The 16,027-nt window shown below is 62.6% G+C and carries 14 protein-coding genes and 1 pseudogene; 12 read left to right on the forward strand and 3 right to left on the reverse strand.

Translation table 11 applies throughout. From position 1 onward, the window contains the following. From VFV96_15305 to VFV96_15330, 6 genes are read left to right on the forward strand one after another with little or no spacing between them, the layout of a single operon-like run. Positions 1–1,203 carry a PilT/PilU family type 4a pilus ATPase gene (locus VFV96_15305; protein HEU5071772.1) on the forward strand — a complete coding sequence of 401 codons (1,203 nt, stop codon included), beginning with the start codon at positions 1–3 and terminating at the stop codon, positions 1,201–1,203. 3 nt (positions 1,204–1,206) lie between these two features. Next, the gene (locus VFV96_15310) at positions 1,207–1,680 is read left to right on the forward strand and encodes a hypothetical protein (GenBank protein ID HEU5071773.1); all 474 of its coding nucleotides are present in this window, start codon (positions 1,207–1,209) and stop codon (positions 1,678–1,680) included. A 20-nt stretch (positions 1,681–1,700) separates the two neighbouring features. After that, positions 1,701–2,441 (forward strand): TlyA family RNA methyltransferase, encoded by a 741-nt coding sequence (locus tag VFV96_15315; protein HEU5071774.1) that lies wholly within the window; start codon positions 1,701–1,703, stop codon positions 2,439–2,441. Then, positions 2,425–3,318, forward strand: coding sequence for an NAD(+)/NADH kinase (locus tag VFV96_15320; protein ID HEU5071775.1), 894 nt, complete (start codon positions 2,425–2,427; stop codon positions 3,316–3,318). The genes VFV96_15315 and VFV96_15320 overlap by 17 nt, the downstream gene beginning before the upstream one ends. 19 nt (positions 3,319–3,337) lie before the next feature. Beyond that, positions 3,338–4,363 carry a LacI family DNA-binding transcriptional regulator gene (locus VFV96_15325; protein ID HEU5071776.1) on the forward strand — a complete coding sequence of 342 codons (1,026 nt, stop codon included), beginning with the start codon at positions 3,338–3,340 and terminating at the stop codon, positions 4,361–4,363. Between the two features lie 9 nt (positions 4,364–4,372). Then, on the forward strand, positions 4,373–4,807 hold the full coding sequence (locus VFV96_15330; protein HEU5071777.1) for a hypothetical protein: 435 nt from the start codon (positions 4,373–4,375) through the stop codon (positions 4,805–4,807). Positions 4,808–4,894: 87 nt separating this feature from the next. Here the strand turns inward: VFV96_15330 and VFV96_15335 are convergent, their stop codons facing one another. Further along, positions 4,895–6,040: an RsmB/NOP family class I SAM-dependent RNA methyltransferase gene (locus VFV96_15335; protein ID HEU5071778.1), complete on the reverse strand. Its 1,146-nt coding sequence runs from the start codon at positions 6,038–6,040 to the stop codon at positions 4,895–4,897. 47 nt (positions 6,041–6,087) lie between these two features. On the opposite strand from VFV96_15335, the gene VFV96_15340 reads away from it, so the two are divergent. The 4 genes from VFV96_15340 to VFV96_15355 all read left to right on the forward strand — a co-directional run bounded on the left by VFV96_15340 (position 6,088) and on the right by VFV96_15355 (position 9,821). Beyond that, on the forward strand, positions 6,088–6,963 hold the full coding sequence (locus VFV96_15340) for a R.Pab1 family restriction endonuclease (GenBank protein HEU5071779.1): 876 nt from the start codon (positions 6,088–6,090) through the stop codon (positions 6,961–6,963). Positions 6,964–7,029: 66 nt separating this feature from the next. Then, positions 7,030–8,088 (forward strand): 3-oxoacyl-[acyl-carrier-protein] synthase III C-terminal domain-containing protein, encoded by a 1,059-nt coding sequence (locus VFV96_15345; GenBank protein HEU5071780.1) that lies wholly within the window; start codon positions 7,030–7,032, stop codon positions 8,086–8,088. A gap of 3 nt (positions 8,089–8,091) precedes the next feature. Continuing rightward, the gene (locus tag VFV96_15350; protein HEU5071781.1) at positions 8,092–8,784 is read left to right on the forward strand and encodes a methyltransferase domain-containing protein; all 693 of its coding nucleotides are present in this window, start codon (positions 8,092–8,094) and stop codon (positions 8,782–8,784) included. Beyond that, positions 8,781–9,821: an FAD-dependent monooxygenase gene (locus VFV96_15355; GenBank protein ID HEU5071782.1), complete on the forward strand. Its 1,041-nt coding sequence runs from the start codon at positions 8,781–8,783 to the stop codon at positions 9,819–9,821. The genes VFV96_15350 and VFV96_15355 overlap by 4 nt, the downstream gene beginning before the upstream one ends. Before the next feature lie 283 nt (positions 9,822–10,104). On the opposite strand, the gene VFV96_15360 is transcribed toward VFV96_15355, so the two are convergent. Both VFV96_15360 and acnA read right to left on the reverse strand, forming a co-directional pair. Then, complete coding sequence (locus tag VFV96_15360) at positions 10,105–10,455, reverse strand: DUF1829 domain-containing protein (GenBank protein ID HEU5071783.1); 351 nt, start codon at positions 10,453–10,455, stop codon at positions 10,105–10,107. A gap of 42 nt (positions 10,456–10,497) precedes the next feature. Further along, on the reverse strand, positions 10,498–13,197 hold the full coding sequence (acnA, locus tag VFV96_15365; protein HEU5071784.1) for an aconitate hydratase AcnA: 2,700 nt from the start codon (positions 13,195–13,197) through the stop codon (positions 10,498–10,500). Positions 13,198–13,350: 153 nt separating this feature from the next. Between acnA and VFV96_15370 the strand changes: the two genes are divergently transcribed. After that, positions 13,351–14,316: an MBL fold metallo-hydrolase gene (locus VFV96_15370; protein HEU5071785.1), complete on the forward strand. Its 966-nt coding sequence runs from the start codon at positions 13,351–13,353 to the stop codon at positions 14,314–14,316. A 130-nt stretch (positions 14,317–14,446) separates the two neighbouring features. Next, a pseudogene (locus tag VFV96_15375) lies at positions 14,447–15,923 on the forward strand (FumA C-terminus/TtdB family hydratase beta subunit). Positions 15,924–16,027 lie beyond the last annotated feature (104 nt).

Consider the following 16,027-nt stretch of genomic DNA (forward strand, 5'->3'; position numbering starts at 1 on the left):
ATGCGACGCCCCGAACTTGATCATTTGTTGACCACGATGCTGGAATCCCAGCCCGAGGTCTCCGACCTGCTTTTCACCGCCGAAAAGCCGCTGCAGGTGGAATCCTTCGGCGATCTCAAGCCCGTGTTGGTGGATCCGCCGATCGAGCGCCTCACCCCCTACCAGACGGAGATGGTCGCGCTGAACCTGGTCGGCGACAATCCGTGGCATTTGTTCGATCTGCTGCGCCACGGCTCGTGCGACGCCGCCTACACGCTGGCGGACAAGGCGCGCTTCCGCATCAACGTCTTTTCGCAGCGCGGCAACACCTCCATCGTGCTGCGCAAACTGAACACGCGCATTCCAACCTTGGAGGACCTCGGCCATCCGAGCATCCTCAAGGAGCTGCCGAAGGAAAAAACCGGCCTCATCCTCGTCACCGGCGCAACGGGCTCCGGCAAATCGACGACCTTGGCGGCGGTGCTGAACGAAATCAACAACACCCGCCCCGTCCATGTCATCACGCTGGAGGATCCGGTGGAGTTCGTGCATCCGCACCGGGTTTCCACGTTCAACCAGCGCGAACTCGGCACCGATTTTGACAATTTTGCCAACGGCCTGCGCGCCGCCCTGCGGCAGGCGCCGAAGGTGATTCTGGTGGGCGAAATCCGCGACCGCGAAACGCTCAAGATCGCCCTGAGCGCGGCGGAAACCGGGCATTTGGTGCTCAGCACGCTGCACACCACCGATGCCGGCCAGACCATCAACCGTATTCTCGGCATGTTCGAAACCGATGAGCAGGAGCAGATTCGGGAACGTCTCGCGGACACCCTGCGCTGGGTGGTCAGCCAGCGGCTGGCCCCCAAGGTCGGCGGCGGCCGGCATGCGCTGCTGGAAATCATGGGCTCGAACCTCCGCATCCAGGAATCGATCCGCCTCGGCGAATCCGAAGGCAAGACCTTCTACGAAATCATCGAAGCAAGCTATCCGTTTGGTTGGCGGACCTTCGACCAGGCCTGCTTGGAAGCCTACGAAACGGGCAAGATTTCGGAGGAAATTGCCATGCTTTACGCGACCAAGCGCGGCGTGCTCAACCGGAACATCGACAAACTCAAAAAGTCCCGCGGCGAAGCCATCGGGGGCGGCGAATCGCTGCGCATGAAGGCCGGCCTGACCGGCACTTCGTCTGCCGGCAGCCCACCACCCGTCCTCAAACTCAAATAAGCCATGTCTGACAAATTTGAATTCATCAGCACGACGGACAAGCCCGCGTTGCTGGCATTCTCCACCCCGGAATGGCTGGAGGCCGCCCGCACGGCGCTGACCGAACTCGGCTACAAAGTGCACACCGCCGCCACACACGGCGACTTTCTGGTGCGGTTCACGCAGGTGCGGTATCAGGTGGTGGTCATCGAGGAGCTGTTCGCCGCGAACGACATCTCGGAAAACCTGACGCTGCAAACGGTGCAGAAAATGCCCATGAGCCAGCGCCGGCATTGCACGTTCGTCCTCTTTGGCGACTCGTTCCAGACCTTCACGCCCATGCAGGCGTTTCAGCAAAGCGTTCACGCCGTCGTCAACACGTCCGAACTGTTCCTGCTGAAGCAGCTCATCGAAAAAACCGTTGCGGACAACAACTTCTTTCTGAACAACTATCGCGAGGCGCAGACGCGGGTGCTCGCCGGTGATCCCCGCGAATAACGCGCCTCGCCCAGTCACCCATGCGCCTTGACCAGGCTTTGGTCGAACGCGGTCTTTGCGCCAGTCGCGAAAAGGCCCAGCGCTCAATCATGGCCGGACAGGTCCGTGTCAACGGTCACCCCGCCCGCAAAGCCAGCGACACCGTCCGCGCCCACGACACCGTGGAGTTGATGGCGCCGGAAAAATACGTCAGCCGCGGCGGCCTGAAACTGGAGCACGGCCTGCAACATTTCGGGCTGCACGTCACGGGCACCACGGCCATTGACCTGGGCGCATCCACCGGCGGTTTTACCGATTGTCTGCTGCAAGCAGGCGCCGCCCGGGTTTATGCAGTGGACGTGGGCCACGGCCAGCTGGCGTGGCGTTTACGCCAGGACCCCCGCGTGGTGGTCATGGACAAAACGAATGCCCGCAATCTGACGCCCAAATCGTTTCCTGCAGGCGCGGTTCCGGTTGATGTGGTGGTGGCCGACTGTTCATTCATTTCGCTCACGAAGATTCTTCCCGCGGCCCTGGGGCTGCTCCGGTCGGGCGGACGTCTGCTGGCGCTCATCAAACCGCAGTTCGAAGCGGGAAAGGCCGAAGTGGACCGCGGCGCCGGCGTGATTACCGACCCGTTGGTGCATCAGCGCGTCCTCCAGGAAATGCAGAACTTTGTCAGCGCCATTGACGGAGCGCGGTGGCTTGGTGTAACTCAATCTCCGGTCCTGGGTCCGGCCGGCAACAAGGAATTCCTCGCGCTGATTGAAAAGATCTGCTGAGCACATCAAACAGGTTGGCCTCGTCGGCAACGCCGGCAAGGCTGCTTGCGCCGGCGCCGTGCGCCGGGCCGCCCGGCTGATTCAGGCCACCGGCCGGAAAATTTTCTGCGACGAAGCCACCGCCCGCATTGCCCGTTTGGATGCCGCCGCCCTGCCCAATTTTACCGCCCTGAGCCGGCACGTGGATCTGCTGCTCGTCTTCGGGGGTGATGGCACCATGCTGCGCATGGCCCGCGAAATCGCCGGTTCCCGCACCCCCATCCTCGGCATCAACATCGGCGGTCTGGGTTTTCTCACTGCGGTTTCATCAGCCGGGCTGGAAAAAGCCCTGAGCTGCATCTGGCAGGGAAAATTCCAGTTTGAGGAGCGGGCGCTGCTGCAGGCCGAGGCGGAATGCGGCGCCCAGCGCGTGCGCACGGTGGCGCTGAACGATCTGGTCGTGAGCCGGGGCAGCACGTCGCGCTTGATTGACCTGGATGTCGCGGTGGACGGCGAACCGCTTTCCCGTTACCGCTGCGACGGATTGATCCTGAGTTCGCCCACGGGCTCAACCGCCTACTCGCTCGCCGCCGGCGGCGCGCTGATTCATCCCACGGCGCAGGTCATGTCGCTGACGCCCATCTGCCCGCACACGCTCTCGAATCGTTCGCTCATTTTGCCCAACACCGCGACGGTGGAAATCCGCGCCGTCAACGCCCGGCCGGCCACGGTGTTGAGCGTCGATGGCGAGCTGCTGCGGGAACTGGAACAAGGCGACACGATCTGGGTGCGGCGCAGCCGCCAGACAGTGCGGCTCATGCATCTGGCGGGAAGTTCCTTTTACGAGGCCCTGCGTCGGAAATTGCACTGGCGCGGCACCAACCTGTCCGACCCCTGACGCCCACCCCAAGCCGCCCATGGTTCGTCTCAAAGACATTGCCGCCCAAGCGGGTGTTTCCGTCATGACGGTGTCCAAGGCGCTGCGCGACGCGCCGGACGTTTCGGCCGCCACCAAGGCGCGCATCCAGGTTCTGGCCCGCCAGCTGGGTTACGTGCCGGACACCATGGCGCAGGGATTGCGCACCCGCTCAACGCGTCTGCTCGGGTTGGTGGTTTCGTCGCTGACCAACCCCATTTATGCCCGGGCGACCCTGGCCATCGAGGAACGGGCCAATGACCTCGGCTACGAGCTCGTGCTGGCGCACACCCACAACCAGTCCGAACGCGAATCCCTCGCCATCCAGCGCATGCTGGCCCGCCGCGTGGAAGGCCTCATGATCGCGCCCGTTTACCGGCTCGCCAGCGAAGACCGCGTGTATCGCGAATTGAAAGCCGCCAAAACGCCCGCCGTGATTCTGGGACATCTCGCCCCGTTTTGCGCGGACTTCACCAACGTGGAGTGCGACGATTTGAACGCGAGCGCGGCCGCCACGCAACATTTGCTGTCCTTGGGGCACCGCCGCATCGCTTTCCTGGCGGGACCACCCGTCACCCCCTGGACCCGTGAACGTTTCGAAGGCTATCGCCGCGCGCTGCGCGAGGCCGGGCTGGACGTTGATGACCGGCTCGTCTTCCAGGCCGGACGCACCATTGAGGACGGCGCGGCAGCCGCGCTCCAAATGATCAACGAAGGCGTCATCCCGACTGCGGTGCAGTGTGTCAATGATCTGGTGGCCGTGGGCGCGACGGAAACGCTGCTCCAGCAGGGCTTTCGCGTTCCCGAAGATGTTTCCGTGGTCGGGTTTGGGAACATTTTGATGAGCCAGCATTTTAATGTGCCGCTCACCACCGTCCGGCAGCCCAAGTTTCACCTTGGCCTCGCCGCGATGGATTTGCTGACCGCCCAACTTAAGGGGCAACCCGCCGGATCCCGCCGGCTGCCTGCCGAACTCATTGTCCGCGCCAGCACGGCCGCCGCCCAGATTGGCAAGCAAACTGCATAATCTCCCAGCATGAATGAGTTCATGCAGAAGGTTCGTAAAATTGTCCAAATTTTAATCATCCTTGTCGTGATCACGGGCGGCATCTGGGCTTATGCCGCCTTTCGCGAGTGGCAGTCCAAGCAAAATGAACGCACGCTGGGCACGGAAGTGGACCAGCTTTTCGAGGCGTTCCACAAATACAAGCAGATCGTCGGCAAGTATCCACAGGGCAGCAACGCCGAGATTGCCAAGGCCATTCGGGAAGGCGACAACGAAAAGCACCTCATGATCATGGCGGTGAAGGACTCCCAATTGAACGCCAAGGGGGAAGTTGTCGATCCTTGGGGCACGCCGCTGAAGATTTACTTCGCGCAGAATGAAGTGCTCATCCGTTCCGCGGGGCCGAACAAGCAATTTGAAGACGCCAAGAATCCGAAGACGGACGACTACTTCCGTTCGGACTAGCCGCTCCCGAGCGCCGAAACGGCTTTGCTTCGGGCCCCGAATAATTCCACCCGGTGAGGGGAATTCGGGGCCTGAAGCATTTTTGAACTACACCCGCCGCTGCCAGGCCGCCACAAACATGCCATTGCCGCCCAACTCCTGCGGCCAGAGCGTCTGGCTGGGTTGTCCTTGAATGCCAAGCTTGGCCGCATCCGTCCGCAATGGCGGCAACGGCAGCGGCAAAAAATCAGGGCAAGCTGTCGTAAACGCGCTCGCAACGCCGCTCGTTTCCGCGCGGGTCAACGTGCAAACGGCATAAAGCAAACGTCCGCCGGGCTTCAACGCCGCAGCCGCATGGGTCAGAAGCTGCAACTGCAATTGCGCGAGTTCATGAACATCCTGTGGCCGGCAAGTCCAACGGGCGTGCGGATTGCGCTGCCAGGTGCCGACGCCGCTGCACGGTGCGTCCACAAGGATGCCGTCAAACTTTACATGGAACGGCAGCGGCGTGGTTCCCGCCCAGACCGCCGTCTGATAATTCTGCACCCCCGCTCGGGCCGCCCGTTGTCGCAGTTTGGCAAGCCGCCACTCCGCCTTGTCGCTGGCAAAGACTTGTCCCCTGCCCTGCATTTGATCCGCCAGATGCAGGGTTTTGCCGCCTTCACCGGCGCAGGTGTCCCACCAAACCTCGCCCGGCTGCGGCGCGCACAGCACTCCCACCGCCTGCGAACCGATGTCTTGCAATTCAAACGCTCCGCCCTGGAAAGCTTCCGTGGCAAACAAATCCCGGGTGCCCAAAAACTCCACCGCATCGCGCATCAACCAGCCTTTAGGCACTTTGCACTGGCCGAGCTGGTTGGCGAGCGGGCGGGCGCGACCGGGCCGGGCCCGCAACCATAGGCGCGGCTCCCATTGAAGGGAACGCAGCCACGGCTCCGGGCAATCCATCTCCTCGAGCAACCACGCCGGCACGGCCTTGTGGCGCAGCGCCTCGCCCGTCAAGGTGAAGGGATTTTTGCGGAATCGCTCCGCCAGCTCCAGCGACCAGGCAATCCGCGCTTCCACCTCGCGTTTCCGGTCATGCCAGCCGCGCCAGCGGTAATAGGCAAAAACCGCCTGCGCAACGGCCCGGCGGTCAGCCGCCGGCAACGCCGGCGCGGACTTCAACGCGTCGCGCAGGACCGCATCGGCCGGGCGGCTTTGCGTCGCCTGCCGGATCACGGCGGCGGCCATCTGGATGCATTCGGGAGCCATGTGGGTTCAGCCTTGTTGTCAGGCCACGCAAAGCTTAACTAACCCGCATGCCGGCCGCACGAAACTCTTTCTTCAGGACGACGATGCACGTGTTCGGCCGGGCACGATTTCTTCTGGTCGTGCTGGCGGGCTTGTTCGGTCCGCTCAATCTCCTTCACGCGGCGGACACGAGTTACAAGCAGGTGCTCGTCGTGCCGACGAACGACGCCGTGCTCGTGCGCCTGCCGCTGACCGATGTGACCGGCAAGGTGCGGGTGAAGGAACAAGCTGCGGATGGCTTTGGTGTTCCGGTGGCGCCTTCCCGAACGCCCCTGGGCCGAAAGCACTACCTCGAATGGCAAATTGGCTACGACAGCCCGGGCACCAACAGCCCGAGCGTGGTGCCGGAAATCCACTTCACCCGCAAAGGCGAGACCAAATACGGCCATGAGCTGTCCGCCATCCTCCTGGCGGCGGTCCGGACCGGCGTGCTTTCAACCAATGACCTGCAACGCGCGTTGACCCAGCTTCGCACCCTTGCGGAAAACACCTTTGAAGAGCACGAAACCATCAAAACGGAAACCACCCCGGAGCGCGATGCCGCCGGCTTCGCCCGTTCGGTGCAGCGCGTCCCCCAGTTCACCAAAGTGACCGCGCACGGTTCCGTGCAAATCCAGCTCAAGCCCAAGCAGCGGGCCGTGGGTTACCAGGCGATGGTTTACGTCTGCCTCCCGATGGACCAAGTGCTCAACGCCGGCGGCGAACCGCGCAAAGCCGGCTCTGCCAAATCCAAAGAAACCGTCTTCTACCGCTTCGACCAGGCAAACGCCGACCTGCTGCTTGACGTGGTGCGCGCTTTCGGCATGGCGTCGGAACAACACAACGAGGATATGCATCACATTCTGGAGGCGATCTTGCGCGTCGCTTCCTCCGCAAGGCGGTAAACGGCATCGAGTGAATATCCACGTTGGACTGCGTTGCGCAGAAGCAAGTCTCGACTACAGTCTGGCATGTTTATCAATGGCATCGGGACCGCCGTCCCCGCCCGGCGCTACACGCAGCAGGAATGCTGGGAAGCCCTGCGCACGGAACCGCGGTTTGGCGAACTTTCACCGCGCGCCCAGGCCATCGCACGCAAGGTTCTGACCGCCAAGAACGGCATTGCCACCCGTCACCTCGCGCTCGATCCGCTGGCCGAGGCTTTCGATATCACGCCGGACGCATTGCACCGCCGATTTGCCCGCACGGCGCCCGCCCTGGCGGCGTTGGCGGCCGAACGGGCGCTGCAAACAAGCGCGATTGCGCCGGCCGAGTTGGATGGCCTGATCATCAGCACCTGCACCGGCTATCTCTGCCCCGGCCTGACCAGCTACGTGAGCGAGCGACTGGGACTGCCGGCCAGCGCTCTGTGCCTCGATCTCGTCGGCCAGGGGTGCGGCGCCGCCCTGCCAAATCTGCGGACCGCAGAATCGCTGATTCACAGCGGCCGGGCGCAGCACGTGCTGTGTGTCTGTGTCGAAGTTTGCAGTGCCGCATTTTATTTGGACAACGATCCCGGCGTGCTGATCAGCGCCTGTCTGTTTGGCGATGGCGCCGCGGCCGCCGTGGTTTCGACCCGGCCATGTCCCCATCGACGTTCCGTTCGCTGGCGGAACAGCGAAACGGTGCTGCGACCTGAATTTCGTGACGAGCTCCGGTTCGAACAGCGTGGCGGAATGTTATTCAACGTGCTGAAGCCCTCCGTCTGCCGGCTGGCTGCCAGCGCCGCGGCGGAAGTCATGGCCCGGACATTGGGCGCTGCAGGCCGCCGTCAAGCTGACATCCGGGCCTGGGCCTGGCACCCCGGCGGCCGCGACGTGCTGCTGGCCCTGCGCGCGCAATTCGGTTTGTCCGACACCAACCTGCAACACAGCGCCGACGTGCTTCGGGACTTTGGTAATCTCAGCAGCCCCTCCGTGCTCTTCGTGCTCGACGCCATGCTGCAGAACAATTCGCCGCCGGGCCTTTGGTGGATGTCCAGCTTCGGTGCGGGCTTCAGTTGCCACGGAGCGCTCCTGGAAGTGGGCTAACCGATGAGACGCATCGTGCAATCGGAACTGCTCGACACGCTGCCGGCCGGCGATGCCGGCGCCCGGCATTCCCGCCGCGATCTCCGGCGCATCAACGCATGGATGGGACACCGTTCCATGCTGACGCGCGCACTCCGCTCAACAACACCGGTTGCGCCCCGGCGAATCGTGGAGCTTGGAGCGGGTGATGGCACGCTGGCCCTGGCGGTGGCGACCCGGCTCAGTCGTCACTGGCCGGGGGTTGAAATCACGCTGGTCGATCAATACCACCTGGTCACCCCGGAAACGGACGCCTCATTTCGCCGGCTCGGCTGGACTCCCCGCCTCGTTCAAGCCGACGCACGCATCTGGCTCGCCACTGCAGCAGGCGCCTGCGATGTGCTATGGGCCAACTTATTTCTGCATCACTTTGACGCAGCCGATTTGCAAAGCCTGTTGCGGCGGGCTGGCGCCGCCGGCAATTCCTTTGTGGCGCTGGAGCCGCGCCGGCATCTCACGGCCCGCGCTGGCTGTGAGTTGCTGCGGTTCATCGGATGCAACCACGTCACCCGCCACGATGCCCGCCTCAGCGTGCGGGCGGGCTTTCGCGGGCACGAACTCTCGGCGCTTTGGCCCGATCAAACCGGCTGGCGGCTCTGCGAACGGCCGGCTGGCGTGTTCAGCCACCTCTTCACCGCCACGCGGGCTCCAGCATGAATGACGCACGAACGATCACGATCGTAGGCGGCGGTCTTGCCGGATTAACCCTCGGCATCGCGTTGCGGCGGCGCGCCGTGCCAGTGACGATCTGGGAAGCCGGCCATTACCCGCGTCACCGCGTTTGTGGGGAATTCATTTCTGGGCGGGGACGTGCCCAGTTGAACGGCCTGGGCCTGGCCACATTGCTCACGGATGCCGGTGCGCGGGAAGCCCGAACCACGGCATTCTTTACGAGCAAAACCGCCGGAGCCGTGCGAACGCTTCCCGAACCGGCTCTCTGCGTGTCCCGTCACGCCCTCGATGCGGCGTTGGCCCGGCGCTTCCGTGATTGCGGTGGTGAACTGCGCGAAGGCGAACGCTGGCCGGGATCAATGAACCACGCCGGTCTGGTGCAGGCAACCGGACGGCGCGTTCAAGCCGCGGCAAATGGGTGGCGTTGGTTTGGATTGAAGGCGCATGCGCACAATGTCGAACTCGCCGCCGACTTGGAAATGCATCTCCACCCAGATGGTTACGTTGGGCTCTGCCGGCTGGACAAGGGTTTAATCAATGTGTGCGGACTCTTTCGCCGACACCGAACAGCCGAGTTGTTGCCGTCCCGCACGGAAATGTTGCGCGGGCCCGTGGGTTCCCGGTTGCATCAACGGCTGACAAACGCCGTCTTCGTGCCCGACTCGGTCTGTGCCGTTGGCGGCCTGGACTTGCGGCCGAAACTCAATTCAGACAGCGGAGACTGCCGCATCGGCGATGCGATCACGATGATCCCGCCCTTCACGGGCAACGGTATGTCCATGGCCATCGAGTCGGCCGAACTGGCGGCCGAACCGCTCGAATGTTGGAGCCGGGGAAACTGTTCGTGGTCCGAAACTCTCCAGTCCATCGTCACGCGTTGCGATGAAACTTTCCGCCACCGGCTTGCCTGGGCCAATCGGCTGCACAAGCTGATGCTCATCGGTCCGTTGCAACCCGCCATCGTCCGCCGGCTGTCGCGTTCCAAGTGGTCGTGGAATTTTCTCTTCGCGCATACTCGCTGACGTGATTAGAGCGCCGGTCTCCGCCCCGGCGCGCACATCGTATTGCGTCCGGAATCACCAGCCACCGATACCCGTCTCTGAACCTCGCACTGCTGACCCCCCACTCTTCCGCCACCCGACACAACTTCGCCTTCACCAGATTGCTTTCAATGTAACGGATGGCCGTCTTCTCCTGCGCCTCATTGCGCATGAAGGGGTCCCAATACTCGCGTTCCCAGAACGATTGGAGCGCCGAACTCCGATTCGGCACAATGATCAGGCTTCGCTTCACGCTCGCGTAGAACTACGCTGTCAGAACTGAAATATCTGCCTCACGCTTGCTCCACGGAATGGCTTTGATACCGTAGGCTGTCAACGCAGATATGTGCTCTGAGTTGATTTCTCCTTCCGAATCGTTGATGAACGCGTAGGCGACCAAATCCCCTCTGCCGCGTTCGCGTTCCACATCCGAAACCATGAAAGCCAAACTAGCCGCTTTGTCCTTTGTCAAACGATTGATGGCTTGAACCACGCCTTCTGGCTTATTGCCGCGCGGAGGTATTGCAATATCAAATTTGTGGTCGAAGCCGCTGTATCCACTGAGCTTTACATCGCGGAACAAGGGAACATTCTTCAAACGAAGAAACTTTTCCACGTCCTTCCCTTCACGCCGAACCGGAGTTCGGCGCTCCGCGGACTACGCCTTCGCAATCAACTGGCGAAGCACATACGGCAGGATGCCGCCGTGCTGGTAGTAATCAATCTCGATGGGCGTATCAATGCGGCAGCGGACGGGGACGTTCTCGACCGCGCCGTCCTTGCGCGCGATCTTGAGCGTGAGGTCTTGCTGCGGCTTGAGGTTCGCGTCGAGGCCGACAACGTCGTAGGTCTCGGTGCCGTCGAGCTTCAAGGTCTGCGCCGTGGTGCCGTCCTTGAACTGCAGCGGCAGCACGCCCATGCCGACCAAGTTGCTGCGGTGGATGCGCTCGAAGCTCTGCGCCACGACGACTTTCACGCCAAGCAGGTTCGTGCCCTTCGCGGCCCAGTCGCGCGATGAACCCGTGCCGTATTCCTGTCCGGCAATCACGATGAGCGGCGTGCCCTTGGCTTGATAGGCCATGGACGCATCAAAGATGGAAGTCTCCTGACCATCCGGCCCGAGCGTGATGCCTCCCTCTTTGCCGCCGAGCATCAGGTTCTTGATGCGGACATTGGCGAACGTGCCGCGGGTCATGATGCGGTCATTGCCGCGGCGCGAGCCGTAGCTGTTGAAATCGGCGAACTCGACGCCGTTGTCGGTGAGGAATTTTCCTGCAGGCGAAGATTTCTTGATCGCGCCGGCGGGCGAGATGTGGTCGGTGGTGACGCTGTCGCCGAAGATGCCGAGCGCGCGCGCGCCGGTGATGGGCTTGATGCTGCCGGGCGCGAGCGAGAAGTTCTCGAAGAACGGCGGCTCTTGAATGTAGGTGGACTGGCGGTCCCACTCATAAACGTTGCCGGTGCTGGACGGGATTTCGTTCCACTTCGGATTCTGCGCGGCGAAATCCTTGTAGAGCTTGCGGAACACTTCGGGCTTGAGCGCGGATTGCATCGCGTCGCGGACTTCCTGGAGCGTGGGCCAGATGTCGGCGAGGTAAACCGCGTTGCCTTCCTTGTCGTTGCCGATGGGTTCGCAGCTCAGGTCAATGTCCACACGGCCGGCGAGCGCGAACGCGACGACGAGCGGTGGCGACATGAGGAAGTTCGACTTCACGTTCTGATGCACGCGGGCCTCGAAGTTGCGGTTGCCCGAGAGCACGCTGGCGGTGACGAAATCGTTCTTCACGATGGCGTCCTCGATGGCTGGATCGAGCGGGCCGGAGTTGCCGATGCACGTCGTGCAGCCATAGCCGACCGTGTTGAACTTGAGCTTGTTCAGGTAAGGCTGAAGGCCGGTCTTCTTGAGGTAATCGGTCACGACGCGCGATCCGGGGGCGAGCGAGGCCTTCACGGCGGGATTCACCTTGAGGCCCTTCTCGACGGCTTTCTTCGCGAGCAAACCGGCGGCGAGCATCACGCTCGGGTTACTGGTGTTCGTGCAACTCGTGATGGCGGCGATGACAACCGAGCCTGTGCCGATGGCGGCCTTCTTCTTCGCAGCCGTCTCGACTTTGACGGACTTGCCGAAGACTTGGCGTGTCTTGCCGAAACCGTTTTCGGTGACCGGGCGTTGCACGGCGTTGAAGAATTCGCGGCGGAGATTGCCGAGTTCGATGCGGTCCTGCGGACGCTTCGGGCCGGCGACGCTGGGCTTCACGGTCGCGAGGTCGAGTTCGACGACTTGCGAGTATTCAATCTGGCCGGCCTGCGGAATGCCCCAGAGACCCTGCGCCTTGTAATAGTTCTCATACATCTTGCAGTGCGCCTCGCTGCGGCCGGTGGCGCGGAGGTAGTTCACGCACTCCTCATCAACCGGGAAGAATCCCATCGTCGCGCCGTATTCCGGGGCCATGTTCGCGATGGTGGCGCGGTCAACCACAGGCAACGCCACCGCGCCCGGGCCGAAGAATTCGACGAACTTGCCGACGACCTTGGTCTTGCGGAGCAGTTGCGTAACAGTGAGCGCGAGATCGGTGGCGGTGACGCCTTCCTTGATCGCGCCGGTAAGATGCACGCCCACGACATCCGGCGTGAGGAAATAAACCGGCTGACCGAGCATGCCCGCTTCCGCTTCGATGCCGCCGACGCCCCAGCCGACGATGCCGAGACCGTTGATCATCGTGGTGTGCGAGTCCGTGCCGACGAGCGTGTCCGGATAGTAAACACCGCCCGCTTCGATCACGCCCTTGGCGAGGTATTCGAGGTTCACCTGATGCACGATGCCGATGCCGGGCGGGACGACCTTGAACGTGTCGAACGCCTGCATGCCCCACTTGAGGAACTGGTAGCGCTCGCGGTTGCGGCTGAATTCCAGTTCGAGATTCTTCTGCATCGAATCGGGCGCGCCGGCGAAGTCCACCTGCACGGAGTGGTCCACGACGAGGTCCACGGGCACGAGTGGCTCGATGATCTTGGGATTCTTGCCGATCTTGTTCACCGCGCTGCGCATCGCCGCGAGGTCCACGAGCAACGGCACCCCCGTGAAGTCCTGCAACACGATGCGCGCGACGACGAAGGGAATCTCCTCGGTGCGCGGCGCGGTGGGTTTCCAATTGGCGAGTTCGCGCACGGCGGCTTCACTGACCTTCTTGCCGTCGCAATTGCGCAGGATGGACTCCAGCACGAGACGGATGGACACGGGCAGCCTGGAGACGGCGCCGACGCCGGCGGTTTCCAGCGCAGGCAGGGAGTAAAAATGTCCCTGCTTGCCGTTGCCGAGGTCAAACGTCTGCCGTGTGTTGAACAAGTTGTGGCTCATAGAATCCTGAATTGGCCGCCGGAAGTTGTTCCCGTCGGAACTTGAAAAATGAGGATTGCCGCGCAGGGTGTCAAGCGGAGCGCACCCGGCTGGCGGTTGACGGCCAAAATCACCCCGTGCGGGACGGAGAATCCATGCTATCTTGCGCCGCCGATGACGAGATCATCCCGCCGAAAATTCCTTAAAATCAGCGGCGTTGCCGCCGGCATGGCCGCGGCCAGCGCGTCCGCCTGGGTGGGCTTTTCCAATTCCCGCCTCGCACGCATGACCCGGCAGATTGCAAAAGACACCCTGCGCAATCCCGCGCCGCCGCCGGTCGTTCCCACGCCGGCGCGATGGAATGACAACCAAGTCACGCTCACCTGGATTGGGCACGCCACGGTCCTCATCAATTTCTACGGCGTGAGGATTCTCACCGATCCGGCGTTCAGCGATCGCGTCGGGATTGATTTGGGACTGCTGACGCTGGGCCCGAAACGTTACGTTGCGCCCGCGCTTGCGTTTGCCGAGTTGCCGCCCGTTGACTTGGTGCTGCTGTCGCATGCGCACATGGACCACATGGATCTGCCCACCCTCGCCCGGCTCAAGTCCAATCAGACGGTGATTACCGCGCGCGAGACTTCGGAAATCCTGCAACCCACCCGCCTCACCAACGTCACGGAACTGGATTGGGGCGAAACCAAAACGCTCCGGACGGCCAAGGGGGAATTGCGCGTGGAAGCCTTTGAAGTAAAGCACTGGGGTCGGCGCTGGCCGGGTGACAAACCGCGCGGCTACAACGGCTATGTGCTACGGCGCGAGGGACGGGCGCTGATTTTCGGCGGCGACACGGCGTTGACGCCATTGTTCCGCAACTTGCGCACGGCCGGGCCTTACGCGGCCGCCCTCATGCCCATCGGCGCCTACAATCCCTGGATTCGCAACCATTGCACGCCCGAGGAGGCATTGCGCATGGCCGACATGGCCGGCGCGGAATGGGTGGCGCCCATCCATCACGCGACGTTCAAGCTGAGCGACGAGCCCATGCACGAACCGCTGGAACGGTTCCAGACGGCCATCGCCAAGGAACGCGACCGGCTCGTGCTCAAGGAAGTCGGCGGCACCGCGACGCTGACCTGATTACCCAGCAGCGCGTCGCTTGGGACCGCAGATGGAACGCGGCTAACGCCGGCCATCAGCGCAAATTGAAAACGCGGTCGTCCCGGCGGCCCGATTGACTTGCCCGGCGCGCGTCCGTAGCTTGCCTCCAATGAAGTTGCTGCAAGATTCCCTGCTGGAGCTGATCCGTCGCACCTCCGCTGAAATTCCCGACGACGTCCATCGCGCCACGCTCGCCGCGCTCGAAGCCGAAAAGAAGGGCACCATCGCCGAGTCCGCGATGAAAATCATCGAGCAGAACATCGAGCTGGCGAAACGCAAATCCCAGCCCATCTGCCAGGACACCGGCAGCGTGATTTTCTACGTGGATTGCCCCGTTGGCTTCGACCAGATCGCCTTCGAGGAGGCCGCGCGACACGCGGTCGTGGAAGCGACGAAAAAGGGTTTTCTCCGCCAGAACTCCGTGGATTCCCTCACCGGCAAGAACGACGGCACGAATCTTGGACCCGGTGCACCCACGCTGCATTTCCATCAGCATCGCTCGCCGGAGGTCAGCGTGCGCCTGATGCTCAAAGGCGGCGGCTGCGAAAACGTCGGTGCGCAATACTCGCTCCCGCAGGAGAAGCTCAAGGCCAACCGCGACCTCGATGGCTGCCGCAAGGCGGTCCTCGACGCGGTGTTGCAGGCGCAGGGCAAGGGCTGCGGCCCCGGCATCCTCGGCGTATGCATCGGCGGCGACCGCGCTACTGGCTACGAACATTCCAAGGTGCAACTGCTCCGCAAGATTGACGACGACAACTCCAACCCCGAACTCGACAAGCTGGAGAAGGACATCGTCGAGACCGCGAACAAACTCGGCATCGGCCCGATGGGTTTCGGCGGCAAGACGACGCTGCTTGGCTGCAAGATCGGCGTGTTGAACCGCGTGCCCGCCTCGTATTTCGTCAGCGTCAGCTACATGTGCTGGGCCTATCGCCGGCAAGGTGTAGTGCTAAGCGCAGACGGTGGGATTGGGAAGTGGCTCTACTAAACACCAACCATTTCAGATATCGATGATCAAACTTACCACTCCGATTTCCGAAGCCACCATCCGTTCGCTCAAAGTCGGCGACGAGGTGCAAATCACCGGCACGCTGTTCACTGGACGCGACGCCGTTCACAAGTATCTGCACGAAGGCGGCAAGCTGCCCGCCGGCGTGAACCTCGCCAACGGCGTGCTCTATCATTGCGGTCCCGTCGTCATCAAGGACGAGCAGGGCCAGTGGAAATGCGTCGCCGCCGGCCCGACCACGTCCATCCGCGAGGAGCCGTATCAATGGCAGGTCATCCGCGACTGCCGGCTGCGCGGCGTCATCGGCAAGGGCGGCATGGGCGACAAGACTGTCGCAGCATGTCAGGAGCATGGCTGTGTTTATCTTCACGCCGTCGGTGGTGCGGCGCAGGTGCTCGCCGAGTGCGTCAGCCGTGTGAAGGGCGTTTACATGATGGAAGAATTCGGTGCGCCCGAAGCCATCTGGGAATTCGAGGTGAAGGACTTCCCCGCCGTTGTCACGATCGATTCGCACGGCGGTTCACTGCACAAGGAAGTCTTCGCCGCCAGCCAGGCCGAACTGGCGAAGCATGTGTGAGGCCGCGATTTGCTACAGAAGTTACACGAGTGAAGGGTGAAGGGGCGGCAGCGAACTCCCCCTCCACCCTGTAACGACTTCCCCATTTAACTCGTTTAACCGCC

It is taken from the genome of Verrucomicrobiia bacterium (genome assembly GCA_035765895.1).
Lineage (GTDB): Bacteria > Verrucomicrobiota > Verrucomicrobiia > Limisphaerales > DSYF01 > DSYF01.